Source organism: Novosphingobium sp. TCA1, assembly GCF_009811895.1.
GTDB classification, from domain to species: domain Bacteria; phylum Pseudomonadota; class Alphaproteobacteria; order Sphingomonadales; family Sphingomonadaceae; genus Novosphingobium; species Novosphingobium panipatense_A.
The window spans coordinates 152400-166520 of record NZ_BLJH01000001.1 but is presented as its reverse complement, the minus strand read 5'-3'; the positions used below and the strand labels follow the sequence as shown (position 1 = coordinate 166520).

Sequence of the window (14121 nt, the reverse complement as noted above, 5' to 3'; positions counted from 1 at the left end):
GAGACTTCCCTTTTCAGTAATCATTCGGGCGAGGCATTCGGATGAACTTTCGGATGCCCATTCGGATTCAGGTCGTTACGGGCGACCGATCCAACGATATGGCATGTCAGAGGCGAAAATCCATTCCCGGTATCGCGCCAGAAAGCAACCTGCCCGTCCGCGATGATCGCCCAAACGCGCAAATCCCCGGTGGAATGTTCGCAATCGGTGGCCGACGGCACCGGACGGCCCACCGGGTGCGAGTGATAATAGCCCATGACCTTGCCCGCACCTTCCCGTCCCGCGCCCTGCCGCGCGGCGCGATGCGCGGCCAGGAGCGTCGCCGGATCTATCTCGAAATGCCGGGTAGGCTCTAAAGCGACGTTGGCAGCGGGAATCACCTCTTCGATGCGGTCTTCGTTCCCGATCAGTATGCCGCAGCATTCCTCTGGATGGGCCCTTAAAGATTCTTCATGCAATCTTGCGATCACATCACTTGTCACTGCGACATTCATCCCCAAATCCTACAGGCAATGGGGGCTTACGAAAACATCATCCAGGGTTTCATCGGCAGCGACGGCGGCCGTCTCGACAAGGCGCTGGCAGAGGCCAGCGGTCTTTCGCGCGAACGCATCAAGGCCTTGATGGGCGAAGGCCGGATTTCCCTGGCCGGCAAGCCCGTATCCCAGGCCTCGCTCAAGGTCTCGGGCGGCACTGCCTTCGCGATCGACGTGCCCGAAGCCGCGCCTGCCGAAGCGGTCGCGCAGGACATTCCGCTCAGCGTCGTGTTCGAGGACGAGTACCTGATCATCGTCGACAAGCCTGCGGGCCTCGTCGTCCATCCGGCGGCGGGCAATCTCGACGGCACTCTGGTGAATGCGCTGCTACACCACTGCCGCGGCCAGCTTTCCGGCATCGGCGGCGTGGCGCGGCCGGGCATCGTCCACCGGATCGACAAGGACACCTCTGGCCTGCTCGTGGTCGCCAAGACCGACAAGGCCCACGAAGGGCTGGCCGTGCAGTTCGCGGACCATTCGATCGCACGCGCCTACCGGGCCGTCGTTTCGGGAAGGCCCATCCCGCTGGCGGGGACCGTGCGCGGGGCGATCGCGCGCTCCAACGCCAACCGCAAGAAGATGGCGCTGGTCGAAGATGGTCGCGGCAAGCACGCGGTTACCCACTATCGCACGCTGGAATCGCTGAAAAACGCGAGTCTCGTGGAGTGCCGCCTGGAAACGGGACGCACGCATCAGGTACGCGTTCACATGTCGTCAATCGGTCATTCGCTATTGGGGGACCCTGTATATGGTCGTACACCTTCAGCGATTCGCCCGATTCTCCAGCGACTCGGTTTTTCCCGGCAGGCGCTTCATGCCGCGGAACTTGGCTTCGTCCATCCCGTTACTGGAGAGAACGTCCATTTCATCAGTCCGCTGCCCGACGACATGCGGACCCTGATCGATGAACTGCGACACTGAAATCGGATAATTGTGCTATCTTGAAAGGGTGGCCCCAAGCTAAGACGCCTCGCAAGGGTCTTCGACCGCGGGCCGACCGGAAAGGACGGATATTGTGAGCAAGGAACGTAATCTCCCGGCGGTGCCGGCACTGGGCGGTGAGCAGAGCCTCAACCGCTACCTGTCCGAGATCCGCAAGTTCCCGCTTCTCGCGCCCGAGCAGGAATACATGCTCGCCAAGCGCTACAAGGAGCATGAGGATCCCGCAGCCGCGGGCCAGCTGGTGACCAGCCACCTTCGCCTCGTCGCGAAGATCGCGATGGGTTACCGCGGCTACGGCCTGCCGGTCTCGGAACTCATCTCCGAAGGCAACATCGGCCTCATGCAGGGTGTGAAGAAGTTCGAACCCGATCGGGGCTTCCGCCTCGCCACTTATGCGATGTGGTGGATCAAGGCTTCGATTCAAGAGTACATCCTGCGTTCGTGGTCGCTCGTGAAGATGGGCACCACCGCCGCACAGAAAAAGCTGTTCTTCAACCTTCGCCGGATGAAGAAGAATCTCGACGCTTACGAGGATTCCGACCTTCATCCCGACGATGTCGCCAAGATCGCAACCACGCTCGGCGTTTCCGAGCAGGAAGTGGTCAACATGAACCGGCGCATGATGATGGGCGGCGATGCCTCGCTGAACGTCTCCCTGCGTGAGGAAGGCGAAGGCCAGTGGCAGGACGTACTGGCGGACGACCGTCCGCTTCAGGATGAAACCGTCGCGGATGCGGAAGAAGCCACCGTTCGTCACGCCATGCTGGTGGAAGCCATGGACGGCCTCAACGAACGCGAGCGCGACATCCTGATGGAGCGCCGCCTGACGGACGACCCGAAGACGCTCGAAGAGCTGAGCCAGGTCTACCACGTCAGCCGCGAACGCGTCCGCCAGATCGAGGTGCGGGCGTTCGAGAAGCTGCAAAAGGCGATGAACCGCATCGCCAGCGACCGCAAGCTCCTGCCTGCGGCCTGAGCTTCGGCTTCCGAGAAAAAAGAAACGGGCCGTCCGAAAGGGCGGCCCGTTTTCGTTTGGGCGAAGGGTTGGGTGCTTCCGGCGAAGGACCCGATAACGCACCTCCAATCCCCAAAACCTGCGTCATCCTGAACTTGTTTCAGGATCCATCTCGCCGAACAAACTGCCGCTGATGGCCAGGAATGGATCCTGAGCCAAAGGCCAGCGAAGCTAAACAAGTTCAGGATGACGTGTGCGTGATGCGCGGCTCGTCCTTTCCCCCAACCTCGTCACCCACTAGCGTAGCGAAGCAATCCAGAGTTGCGCAGAGCCGCCCTGGATTGCTTCCCTACGCTGGCAATGACGCAACTGGGCGCGCGCGAACTAAGTCCGGCTCGCATCCCAGGCCGCGCGTTCCTCGGCGGTCAGGTCCAGTTCCACCGATCGCCCTTCCTCAGCGGAGCGCTCCGCCGCCTCGATCACGGCCATCACTGCCAGCGACTGGATCGGCGGCACGGGATTGGGCGCCCTGCCCCGCACCGCTTCCCCGACAAGGCGGTAGAATTCGCGCTGGTCGCCCGGCTCGGCGGGCAAGCGGCTGGCATTGCCCTGCGCGTCGTAGAGCACCAGCGGGTCGCCGTCCTCGCCCCAACCCGGCGCGCCCGGCATCATTCCGGCAAGCAGCTGGCTCTCCTGCACGTCCATGCCGTGCTTCACCGCACTGCCGCCCGTACCGTGGACGATGAAGCGCCCCGAGCCGCCCGCCACCAGCATCGAGGCATGAAGGATCGCCCGCTTGCCATCGGCATATTCGATAACGACATGAGCCCAGTCCGTGCTCCGCCCACCCTCGCGCTGGAGCGCCAGCGAAGCCGTGACCCGGTCCGGCAGGCCCATCAGCAGGAGGGCGTGATCGACCAGATGCGGCCCAAGGTCGAACCAGATCCCGGCGCCCGGCCCATCGCCCTCGCGCCAGCGATCGCGGACTTGCGGGCGGAACCGGTCGAAATGGATCTCGAGGTGGGCGGGATCGCCGACGAGGCCCGCCGCGATCGCCTTGCGCACGCTGAGGAAATCGCTGTCCCACCGGCGATTGTGGAATACCGTGAGCAGGCACCCATTGGCTTGCGCCAGCGCGATCAGCGTCCGCGCCTGGGCAAGATCGAGCGTGAAAGGCTTATCGACCACGACATGCTTGCCCGCTTCCAGCGCCGCTTGCGCCAGCGGGAAATGCGTATCGTTGGGCGTTGCCACCACGACGAGATCGACTTGCGGATCGTCGATCAGGTCTGCGGGTTTCTCATGGACCATGGCATCGGGAAACCGGACGAGGATCCTGTCCCCGCTCCGGCTTCCAAACCGGGAAAGTTCCAGCCCCTCTACCGCGTCCATCAGCGGCGCATGGAACGTGGCCCCGGCATAGCCGTAGCCGAGCAGGCCTGCCCCGACAGTGCTATCGGCTCCGGTCTCGTCCATACCCTGTTCCTTCCGTTCAGGCGTAGCGCGCCTGCCACATGCTTGCGGCAATGCTCTCGCGCGTCAACGCCTCGGGTTCGGCGGTGGCGAGCCCCTCGGCCTGCGCCTGCGCCGCCACGGCAACGGCGATTTCCAGCGCCACATCCCGCAATTCGGTCACCGCAGGCAGAAGTCCGCCCCTGCCATCTTGCGTGCCGCCGCCCAGCTCGCCCAGACGGCGCGCGGCGGCCATGAACATCGCGTCGCTCACCGCCGTGGCCCCGCTGGCCAGTGCGCCAAGGCCGACGCCCGGGAAGATGTAGACATTGTTGACCTGCGTGACGCCCGGCGTGCCGAAGGGGCTGCCGGTGCCGACGATCGCCTTGCCGCCCGTCCATTCGAGAATGTCCGCCGGATGGGCTTCGGCGCGCGAGATCGGGTTGGAGAGCGGGAAGACCACCGGCCGCTCGACCGTCTCCGCCATCGTGCGGATGGTGCGCTCGTCGAACGCCGCCTTCTGTCCCGAGGTGCCGATCAGCACGGTGGGATGGACGTTGGCCACCACTTCCTGAAGCGAGATCATGTTCTGGCCGCTGACGTTCCAGCCCTCGATCTCCGCCGGATCGCGCGCCAGCTTCGCCTGCTGCTGCGGCAGGCGCGGAATGTCGGAAAGGATCAGCCCGTCGCGGTCCACCGCCCAGATGTTCGCGCGTGCCGCCTTCTCGTCGAGCCCGTCCGCCATCATCGCCTGAACCAGCATCTCGGCCACGCCGCTGCCTGCCGCGCCCGCGCCGAACAGCACGACACGCTGTTCGGTGAGCGGCACGCCGGTACGGCCGATCGCCGCCAGCAGTGTGCCGACGGCCGTGGCGGCAGTGCCCTGGATATCGTCGTTGAAGCTCAGCAGGCGATCGCGATAGCGCACCAGCAGGTCATAGGCGTTCTTGCCCGCGAAATCCTCCCACTGAAGCAGGACACCGGGGAAGCGGTCGTTGACGGCCGAAACGAACGTCTCGACGAAATCGTCGTAGTCCTGCCCCCGCACGCGTGGGGCGCGCCAGCCCACGTAGAGCGGATCCTCGCGGCGGGCGTGGTTGTCGGTGCCGAGGTCCAGCAGGATCGGCAGGACTTCCGAAGGGTGGATGCCCGCGCAGGCGGTGTAGAGCGCCAGCTTGCCGATCGGAATGCCCATGCCGCCCGCGCCCTGGTCGCCCAGGCCGAGAATGCGCTCGCCGTCGCTGACGACGATCACTTTCACCCGGTCGTAGGCGGGGTCCGCGAGAATGTCGGAAATGCGGTCGCGGTTGGGGTAGCTCAGGAACAGGCCGCGCGGACGGCGCCAGATCTCGCTGAAGCGCTCGCAGCCCTCGCCCACCGTGGGCGTGTAGACCAGCGGCAGCATGCGCGGCAGGTCGCTCTGCACCAGGGCATGGAACAGCACCTCGTTCGAATCCTGAAGCTCGCGCAGGAAGGCATAGCGCTGGAAGTCGCTTTCCTTTTCTTCCAGTGCCTTGCGGCGGCGTTCGATCTGGCTGTCGAGCGTTCCGACATGCGGGGGCAGCAGGCCGTGCAGGCCGAACGCGTCACGCTCCTCGGCGGTGAAGGCGGTCCCCTTGTTGGTCAGGGGATCGGAAAGCAGTGCGCGGGCGGCGGCGTGACGCGTGGAAGACATCAGTGACCTTTCATCAAAAGCGTAGACTCAGCCAGCCCGCGAGAAAATCGGAGCTGCGGTAACCCGCATCGGTCAGCGCGGGGCCGGCTTCGAGATGCTCGTAGCGCCCGGTGAACGAGACGCGGGGCGAGATCTGCCAGACCGCCTGAAGGCGGGCGAGTTCGGCGATCTTGCGCGCCCGGCCGTTCTGGGTGCCGGCAAAGGGTTGGCCGTTGGCCCGATAGACCGCATCGGTGACACTGTCACGCCAGGCGAAGCGGTATTCGGCATTCACTTTCACGTTCTTGAGCGGCGAGAAGCTGAAAGTCGGTGCCAGGGCACGAAGGTTCGAGGGCGTCAGGTAGAGCTGGTAGCTGTAGTAGATGTTGTTGCCGAAGGGCGAATAGGCATCGCGCAGCTTGCCGTCTCCATAGCCGCCGCCGCCGCTGGCATAGTCGGCGCTAAGGCCGATGCGCGGTGCCGCCTTGTCCTTCCCGAGGCGCCAGGACTGCGCCAGCAGCACCTGCCAGGCGTCGATCTTCTGGTCCATGAAGGTGCCCCACTGGTGGTTCACCGTCCAGTCGAGCTGGAGCGGCCCGGCATCGCCGTAGACGTGGACCCCGCCATACCAGCGCGTCGCCGGGCCGATCCGCCCGCCCCAGGTGCCAACGCCGTTGCGCCGCCGCCAGAGGAAGGGATCGACGAAGAGTTTCGAATCGCCAAGGACCGTCTTCGGCACGGCATAGCCCAGCGTCACGCCGGAAAAGCGGCGTTCGGGATCGCTCTTGTCGTCACCGATGCCGTCCTCGCCATAGGCGGTGGGGCGCAAGTCGAAGACGTCGGCGCGCACCGCCTTGCCGCGCACCCAGGCGCGCACGCCGTTCAGCGTGTAATGCAGGGTATTGTTGTCGCGCTGCGAGGTGAGCAGGTTGGGTCCATCCACGAACTCCTGGCGGCCATAGCGGATGCCCACGTCGAGACCCGCTATCTGCCCGTTTGCCTCGGCGAAATACTGCTGGGCGGCAAGGCCGTTGCGGAAGTTGCTCGAAGGTGCGCCGAGGTTGCGTCCGCCGAGGCCGCCATGCGCCAGCTCGCCGTAGAAGCGAAGGTGCGGGCCGATGTGCAGGTCGGCGCCCGCCACCATGCGGGAAATGTCCTGCCGCTGCGCCTCCGCCTCTCGCAGGTTGGGATTGGTGGTCTGGTTGACGCGGAGGCGCAGCTCGCCCGAGAGCGTGACGTAGATGTCACCGTCTCCATCGAGCGGAAGGAACTTGAGCCGGTCGAGCGGATCGTCCCGCTTCTTCTCGTCGGCCATGACCCGCCAGTCCTCGGCCCAGCGGGAAATGCTGTAGCCGTTGGTGACGGCACCGTCGCCGTTCGAGGAAACCGGGTAGACCGGGGTCTTCGCCTCTTCGGCATGGGCCGGAAAAGAGGCGCAGCAAAGGGTGGCGGCCAGCAGCCGCGGCAGGGAAATCTTCATGTCCGTGGTTCCTCTGCGGGGCTTTCGCCCCGCGCAGGTCAGGTCGGGCGGTCAGGTCAGACGAGCACGGGGCTCGCGGTGACGGCGGGCTCGCGGTTGGCGAGCACGGCCTTGAAGCGCTCGGTGTCGAGCTTACCTTCCCACCGCGTGACCACCACGGTCGCCACGGCATTGCCGATGAAGTTCGTAAGGCTGCGGCATTCCGACATGAAGCGGTCGACGCCCAGGATCAGCGCCATGCCCGCGACCGGCACCGAAGGCACGATCGACAGGGTCGCCGCCAGCGTGATGAAGCCCGCGCCGGTCACGCCCGCCGCGCCCTTGGAAGAGAGCATGGCCACGCCCAGCAGCAGGACCTGCTGCCCCAGGGTCAGTTCCACGTTGCAGGCCTGGGCGATGAACAGCGCCGCCAGGGTCATGTAGATATTGGTGCCGTCGAGATTGAAGCTGTAGCCGGTGGGCACGACGAGGCCGACGATGCTCTTGGGGCAGCCCGCGCGCTCCATCTTCTCCATCAGCGAAGGCAGCGCGCTTTCCGAGGACGAGGTGCCCAGCACCAGCAGCAGTTCGGCCTTGAGGTAGGAGATCAGCGAGAAGATCGAGAAGCCCGCAAGCCGCGCGACCACGCCCAGCACCACCACCACGAACAGCGCCGAGGTAATGTAGAACGTCGCCACCAGTCCGGCGAGGTTGGCAAGGCTGCCTACGCCGTACTTGCCGATGGTGAAGGCCATGGCGCCGAAGGCACCGATCGGCGCGGCCTTCATGACGATCGAGACGAGCTTAAAGAACACCAGCGAGACGTCTTCGAGCAGGGAAAGCGGACGGGCGCCCCGGTCACCCAGCATGGCGAGCGCGATGCCGAAGAGAATGGCGATCACCAGGACCTGAAGGATATTACCCTCGGTCATGGAGGAGAGGAATGTGTCCGGGATCATTTCCATCAGGAACCCGGTGATCGACGTTTCGTGTGCCTTCTCTGAGTAGGTTGCGACCTTCGAGGCATCGAGCGTGGCAGGATCGATATTCAGGCCATGGCCGGGGCGAACCACATTCGCCACGATCAGCCCGACGATCAGCGCCAGGGTCGAGAAGAAGAAGAAGTAGCCGAAAGCCTTGCCCGCGACGCGGCCGACCGAGCGCAGGTCGCGCATCGAGGCGATGCCGGTAACGATGGTCAGGAAGATGACCGGCGCGATCACCATCTTTACCAGCTTGATGAAGGCATCGCCGAGCGGCTTGAGCGCTTCGCCCGTACCCGGTGCGAAGTGGCCCACTGTCACGCCCGCCGCGATGGCGATCAGCACTTGCACATAGAGGTGCCCATACCAGCGCTTCGGCTTGGACGGTTCGTGCGTTTCGGACAACGTGGCATGCATGGGTAAGGCCTTTCTTCCTCTCTCTGGCACACGCAAGACTTATGCTTATCGTGTGCTGGCCACAGACTCTTCCATTCCACGCTGCGGCCAAAGACATTTTTGCATTCGTTTAAAACCGCCGATTTCTGCCATTCCTGAAAAACCCCTCCTATTCCCGAGCGCAGGAATCGGCACATTGCACTGCAGCGATGTGCCGAAAGTTGCACATCATGGCGCACCCGCCTAACCTCCCGCCGTGACTCGCCGTCAAACCCTATACTGGCTGCTCGCCGCGCTTGCCGCCGCCGTGCTTTTCGGCAGCGTCGGCGGCGAGATCGTGCGCAGGCGCGCAACCGCCGCTTTCGCCGCTTCCGTTTCCGCCGACGCCCGGCTGCGACAGGCGCTGCTCAACAGCGAGATCGCCCGCTTCCGCCTGCTGCCCCAGACCCTGGCCGACGACCGCGACGTGATCGCCGCCGCGGACGGCGAGGAAGGCGCCGAGCGCCGCCTCAATGCCAAGCTAGAAGCCTTCGCAGGTCAGATCGGCGCCTCGGCCATCTATCTCGTGGGCGAGAACGGTTTCGCCATTGCCGCCAGCAACTGGCGCCGCGCCGACAGCTTCGTCGGGCGCGACTACCGGTTTCGCCGCTATTACCGCGATGCCCTTCGCCACGGCGACGGCGCCCAGTTCGCGCTCGGCACCGTCAGCCACCGCCCCGGCCTCTACCTCGCACGCAAGGCAGCCGGGGACTGCGTGATCGTCATCAAGCTAGAATTCGCCCGCATCGAGGCGCAGTGGCGCACGGCGGGCGGCGAGACTTTCGTGACCAATCGCGACGGGGTGGTGCTCGTCTCCAGTCGGCCCGCCTGGCGCTTCGCCATGACCCGCCCGATCGATCCCGCACGGCAAAAGGAGATCGCGGGCGACATCGGCATTCCCGGCCTGAAACCGGCGCCCTACGGGGCGGACAGCGACGGTTTCCTGCGCATGCCGGGGCGGACCGAGCGGCTTCAGCTTGCCACCAGCCCGCCCAATCGCGACGCATGGCGCGTCAACCTCGCCCTGCCGATCCGCCTTGCCGTGACCACCCCCGTGCGCAGCGCCCAGGCCGTGGCGGCAACGCTGGCACTGGTCGCTGTCGGCGCGCTCTGGTGGCTGGCCCAGCGCAATCGCCGCCGCCGCGAACGCACGGCCCTGCTCGAAGCCGCCGTCACCGAACGCACCGCCGAACTGCGCCGCGAGATGGAAGAACGCACCGCGCTGGAACAACGCGCCGCGCTCCTGCGCGAGGAACTGCGCCTCGCCAATCGCCTCGCCACATTGGGGCAGGTCACCGCCAGCGTCGCCCACGAAACCGCCCAGCCGGTCGCCGCGATCCGCAACTATGCCCGCAGCGCAGGCCAGTTGCTGGACCTTGGCGAGGCGGGAGAAGTGCGCGAAAATCTTTCCGCCATAGACCGTCTTGCCGAGCGCATCGGCGTGATCACCGCCCAGCTTCGCGGCTTCGCCCGCAAGGCGAGCGGCGCCGAAAGCGCCGTTTCTCTGGCCGAAGTGGTGGATGGCGCGCAGCTCCTGCTGAAAGAGCGCCTTGCCGCCCTGACTTTCGAAAGGCCCGCGATTGCGGCGGATCTCAAGGTCCGGGGCGACAAGGTGCGGCTGGAACAGATCCTCGTGAACCTGCTCCAGAATGCCACGGAAGCGCTGGCCGGGCGCCCCGATCCGCGCATCCGCCTTTCCGTGGAAGCGAGCCACGATGTCCTGTGTCTGCGGGTGGCCGACAACGGCCCCGGCATCGCACCGGAAATCGCCGATCGCCTGTTCACCCCCTTTGCCACCAGCCGCGCCGAAGGCCTCGGCCTCGGCCTCGTGATCGCGCAGGATATCGCCCAGGAATTCGGTGGTTCCCTGCGCCTCGTGCCGGACAGGACCGGCGCGGTTTTCGAACTGGAATTGAGACTGGCCCGATGACTACTCAGAATACTGGCCAGACCGTCGCCCGGGTCGCGCTCGTAGAGGATGACGAGGATCTTGCCCGTTCGACCGCGCAACTGCTCAGGCTTGCCGGATTCGACGTGCAGCATTTCCCCGAGGCCGCCCCGGCGCTCGCCGCCATAGCGCAGGACTGGCCCGGCGTCGTCGTTACCGACGTGCGCATGCCCCATGTCTCGGGCATCGACCTGTTCCGCCAGCTTTACGAACGCGATGCCGAACTGCCGGTCATTCTCGTCACCGGGCACGGCGATATCGAAATGGCCGTGCAGATGCTCAAGGCCGGGGCCTGGGACTTCCTGACCAAGCCTTTCGCACCCGATGCCCTGATCGCCGCCGTCAACCGTGCCGCCACCGCCCGCGCACTGACACTGGAGAACCGGCGCCTCCGCAGTCTGGCCCAGGCCGAGGATGCCCCGGTCTTCCTTGGCGAAAGCCCGGCGATCCGCCACCTGCGCGAGATGATCCCGGTCCTTGCCAATGCCGATATCGACCTCTTCATCGAAGGCGAGACCGGCACCGGCAAGGATCTCCTCGCCCGGCTGATCCACCGCTCCGGCAAGCGCGCGCGCCACAGGTTCCTGCCGATCGCTTGCGCCGGAATGCCCGAGACGCTGGCGGAGCCCCTGTTCACCGCCAGCGGCCATGCCGAACCCGGCCTCGCCGCCGCGCATCGCGGCACGCTCTACCTCGACGATATCGACCGGGCGCCCGCGCACTTGCAGGAGCGCCTGCTGCCCTTCATCGAACAGCGCGCGCTGCGCCGCCGCGACGAGGCCATGCCGGTGGACATGCGGGTGATCTCCACCAGCCAGAACGCTGCCGAAGGCCCGCCCCCGTCCCTGCTGCCGCCGCTGTTCTACCGGCTGGCCGCCATGCGCCTCTCCGTGCCGCCGCTACGCGAGCGCCGCGAGGATATCGCCCCCCTCTTCGCACGCTTCGCCGGAGATGCCGCCGGACGCACTGGCCGGGACTTGCCGCCGGTGACCGCAGCCGTGCGCACGATGCTCGAACGCCACGACTGGCCGGGCAACGTCCGCGAACTCGCCAACTTCGCGGAACAGTTCGTGCTGGGCCTGGGCGGATCCTCGCCCACGCCATCCCCTTCCGCAGCCAGGAGCCTGACCGAACGCGTGGACGCCTTCGAACGCGAGGAAATCATCGCCGCCGTGCTCGCCGCCAACGGAGAGATCGGCGCCGCCATCCGCTCGCTCGATCTGCCGCGCAAGACGTTCTACTACAAGGTGAACAAGCACGGGATCGATCTGGGGGCGTTGCGCCAGAAGGGGTGAAGGCGCGAGGGGAAGAAGAAGGAAAAGCAGGGGAGCAAAGCCCCCCTTCACCCCCGTTACCGTCTAGGTCACGCCCTGCCTGTTCGTTGTGCGCCCATGGCTGCGGCAGATAATTAAGGCCTGCGGCGCCTCCCCCCTTTCGTCATTGCGAGGAGGCGAAGCCGACGCGGCAATCCAGAGCTGCGCAGAGCCGCCCTGGATTGCTTCGCTACGCTCGCAATGACGAAGGGACGGGTAAGATAACGACGAGAGTAGGGTAACACTACGCCGCGATGGCCGAGAGTTTCAAACCAGTTCCGTCTCGATCCCGAGCCCCGACTTCAACGTCAAGGTCACCGGCGTCCGCTCGGCAATATCCGCAAGCCGGGCCTTCTGCTCGTCATCCAGCCCGACGATCGAGAGCTTCCGCTCGATCCGCATCTCTTCCTTCGAACCCTTGAGCCGAAGATCGACATCCACCGAGACCAGCGGCCAGCCCTTGCGCGCGGCGTACATCTTCAGCGTGATCGCGGTGCAGGCGCCGAGGCTGGCCAGCAGCAGGTCGTAGGGGGCAGGTCCGGCGCCCTGCCCACCCAGAGCTTCCGGTTCGTCGGCAGTGATCGCGTGGCCGCCGACGAGGATGTCGGTGCGCCAGGGGGTTTCGCCGATATGGGCGGTTCCGTGTGCCATGGTCCGGTGCTCCTCAGGCCGGGAGGGGGATGAATTCGTGCTCTTCTGGCACGCGGGCGAAGCGCTGTTCTCTCCAGTCTTCCTTGGCCTGCTCGATACGGTCGAGCGAGGAGGAGACGAAGTTCCAGAAGATGTGGCGCTTTTCCGGCAGCGGTTCGCCGCCCAGCAGCATCAGTCGGGTGCCGCCCTTGGCCCTCAGGATCACTTCGGCGCCCGGCTTGAAGACCACGAGTTCGGTCTCCTTGAAGCTGCCGGTCTGCCCTTCCACTTCCACTTCACCGCCGACGACATAGATCGCGCGTTCGACATGCTCGGCCTTCACCTGATAGCGCGCGCCGTCGAGCATGACGATATCGGCATAGACCATGTCGGAGTAGGTCTTGAGCGGCGAGGTCAGGCCGTCGGACGTCCCCGCGATCAAGGTCAGGCGCGTTCCGGCGTCTTCGGTTACCGGAATCTCGTCGGCCTTGTGGTGGGCGAAGGCGGGGGCGATCTCTTCCGCTTCCTTAGGCAGCGCGATCCAGGTCTGAAGACCGAACAGCTTGCCGCCGCTGGCGCGAACTTCGGGAGAGGTGCGCTCGGAATGGACGATGCCGCTGCCCGCCGTCATCCAGTTGACCTCGCCGGGACGGATGGCCTGGGCCGAGCCGAGCGAATCGCGGTGGAAGATCTCGCCTTCGACAAGGTAGGTCAGCGTGGAGAGGCCGATGTGGGGATGCGGGCGCACGTCGAGGCCTTCGCCGCTGCGGAACACCGCCTCGCCCATCTGGTCGAAGAAGATGAAGGGACCGACCATGCGGCGCTGCGCGGTAGGCAGCGCGCGGCGGACCTGGAAGCCGTCACCGAGATCGCGGACGGGGGGAAGAACGACGAGGTCTACGCCTTCGATATCGGATGAATGGACGGTCATGGGGCAATCCTTCCTTGCGCTTCTTTTGTGCGATTGAGCGCCGGAGAGGAAAGTCGGCGCCGAAAAGGGAAAATGCAATCGGGGAAGAGTTGGGAGCGGACGGATTTCCGCCCGCTCCCGGTTTTTACGTCAAGCCCGTTCTTCTCAGGCAGCGTCGACCAGAACGATCTCGCTGTCCTCGAGCGCGGTGACCCGCAGCACCTCGAGGTCGCTGATCGCCACGCCGTCACGGGCATTGGCGCGAACGTCCTCGATCTGCACCGCACCGATGGCGGGAACGAGGTAAGCCTTGCGATCCTTGCCCAGCGGGTATTCGGCGGTTTCGCCGGCCTTGAGCGTGGCGCCCACGACGCGGGCATTGGTGCGGATCGGCAGGGCGTCGTTGTCGTTCTCATAGCCCGAGGCGAGCGTCACGAACTGGCCCGAACGGTCGCCCTTGGGGAAGGGCTTGGCGCCCCAGCTCGGCTGTTCACCGTCGCGGGTGGGGATGATCCAGATCTGGAAGATCTTCGTCGTCACGTCCTCAAGGTTGTATTCCGAGTGGGTGATGCCGGTGCCCGCGCTCATAACCTGGACGTCGCCTGCTTCGGTACGGCCCTTGTTGCCCAGGTTGTCCTGGTGGGTGATCGCGCCTTCACGGACGTAAGTGATGATTTCCATGTCGCGGTGCGGGTGCGGCGGGAAGCCGGTCTGCGGGGCGATCGCATCGTCGTTCCAGACGCGCAGGTTGCCCCAGTGGACGCGGGCCGGATCGTGGTAGCCGGCGAACGAGAAGTGGTGCTTGGCGTCGAGCCAGCCGTGGTTGGCACCGCCGAGGCTGTCAAAGGGGCGAAGTTCGATCATGTCCTGTCTCCGGGGAGCGGCGGGGTGAGGTGCCGTCCTG

Annotated in this window: 12 protein-coding genes; 4 read left to right on the top strand and 8 right to left on the bottom strand. The window is 65.6% G+C overall.

Annotated elements, in window-relative coordinates:
• Positions 1–20: 20 nt before the first annotated feature.
• Positions 21–494 carry a M67 family metallopeptidase gene (locus tag NTCA1_RS00875; RefSeq protein WP_159827340.1) on the bottom strand — a complete coding sequence of 158 codons (474 nt, stop codon included), beginning with the start codon at positions 492–494 and terminating at the stop codon, positions 21–23.
• A gap of 18 nt (positions 495–512) precedes the next feature.
• Here NTCA1_RS00875 and NTCA1_RS00870 point away from each other — a divergent pair, with 18 nt between their 5' ends.
• Positions 513–1457 carry an RluA family pseudouridine synthase gene (locus NTCA1_RS00870; RefSeq protein ID WP_159827337.1) on the top strand — a complete coding sequence of 315 codons (945 nt, stop codon included), beginning with the start codon at positions 513–515 and terminating at the stop codon, positions 1455–1457.
• A 94-nt stretch (positions 1458–1551) separates the two neighbouring features.
• Positions 1552–2454 (top strand): RNA polymerase sigma factor RpoH, encoded by a 903-nt coding sequence (gene rpoH / locus NTCA1_RS00865; protein WP_159827334.1) that lies wholly within the window; start codon positions 1552–1554, stop codon positions 2452–2454.
• Between the two features lie 363 nt (positions 2455–2817).
• On the opposite strand, the gene NTCA1_RS00860 is transcribed toward rpoH, so the two are convergent.
• From NTCA1_RS00860 to NTCA1_RS00845, 4 genes are read right to left on the bottom strand one after another with little or no spacing between them, the layout of a single operon-like run.
• Positions 2818–3909, bottom strand: coding sequence for an oxidoreductase (locus NTCA1_RS00860; protein ID WP_159827331.1), 1092 nt, complete (start codon positions 3907–3909; stop codon positions 2818–2820).
• Positions 3910–3925: 16 nt separating this feature from the next.
• Positions 3926–5560: an NAD-dependent malic enzyme gene (locus tag NTCA1_RS00855; RefSeq protein ID WP_159827328.1), complete on the bottom strand. Its 1635-nt coding sequence runs from the start codon at positions 5558–5560 to the stop codon at positions 3926–3928.
• A gap of 13 nt (positions 5561–5573) precedes the next feature.
• Positions 5574–7019 (bottom strand): alginate export family protein, encoded by a 1446-nt coding sequence (locus NTCA1_RS00850; RefSeq protein WP_159827325.1) that lies wholly within the window; start codon positions 7017–7019, stop codon positions 5574–5576.
• Between the two features lie 56 nt (positions 7020–7075).
• Positions 7076–8398 (bottom strand): dicarboxylate/amino acid:cation symporter, encoded by a 1323-nt coding sequence (locus NTCA1_RS00845; RefSeq protein ID WP_159827322.1) that lies wholly within the window; start codon positions 8396–8398, stop codon positions 7076–7078.
• Between the two features lie 235 nt (positions 8399–8633).
• Here NTCA1_RS00845 and NTCA1_RS00840 point away from each other — a divergent pair, with 235 nt between their 5' ends.
• Both NTCA1_RS00840 and NTCA1_RS00835 read left to right on the top strand, forming a co-directional pair.
• Complete coding sequence (locus NTCA1_RS00840; protein ID WP_159827319.1) at positions 8634–10346, top strand: ATP-binding protein; 1713 nt, start codon at positions 8634–8636, stop codon at positions 10344–10346.
• Positions 10343–11659 carry a sigma-54 dependent transcriptional regulator gene (locus NTCA1_RS00835; protein WP_159827316.1) on the top strand — a complete coding sequence of 439 codons (1317 nt, stop codon included), beginning with the start codon at positions 10343–10345 and terminating at the stop codon, positions 11657–11659. The genes NTCA1_RS00840 and NTCA1_RS00835 overlap by 4 nt, the downstream gene beginning before the upstream one ends.
• A gap of 285 nt (positions 11660–11944) precedes the next feature.
• Here NTCA1_RS00835 and NTCA1_RS00830 read toward each other — a convergent pair whose 3' ends face one another.
• The 3 genes from NTCA1_RS00830 to NTCA1_RS00820 all read right to left on the bottom strand — a co-directional run bounded on the left by NTCA1_RS00830 (position 11945) and on the right by NTCA1_RS00820 (position 14081).
• Complete coding sequence (locus NTCA1_RS00830) at positions 11945–12328, bottom strand: OsmC family protein (protein ID WP_086492100.1); 384 nt, start codon at positions 12326–12328, stop codon at positions 11945–11947.
• A 13-nt stretch (positions 12329–12341) separates the two neighbouring features.
• The gene (locus NTCA1_RS00825) at positions 12342–13238 is read right to left on the bottom strand and encodes a pirin family protein (RefSeq protein ID WP_159827313.1); all 897 of its coding nucleotides are present in this window, start codon (positions 13236–13238) and stop codon (positions 12342–12344) included.
• Between the two features lie 144 nt (positions 13239–13382).
• Positions 13383–14081 carry a pirin family protein gene (locus NTCA1_RS00820; protein ID WP_159827310.1) on the bottom strand — a complete coding sequence of 233 codons (699 nt, stop codon included), beginning with the start codon at positions 14079–14081 and terminating at the stop codon, positions 13383–13385.
• Positions 14082–14121 lie beyond the last annotated feature (40 nt).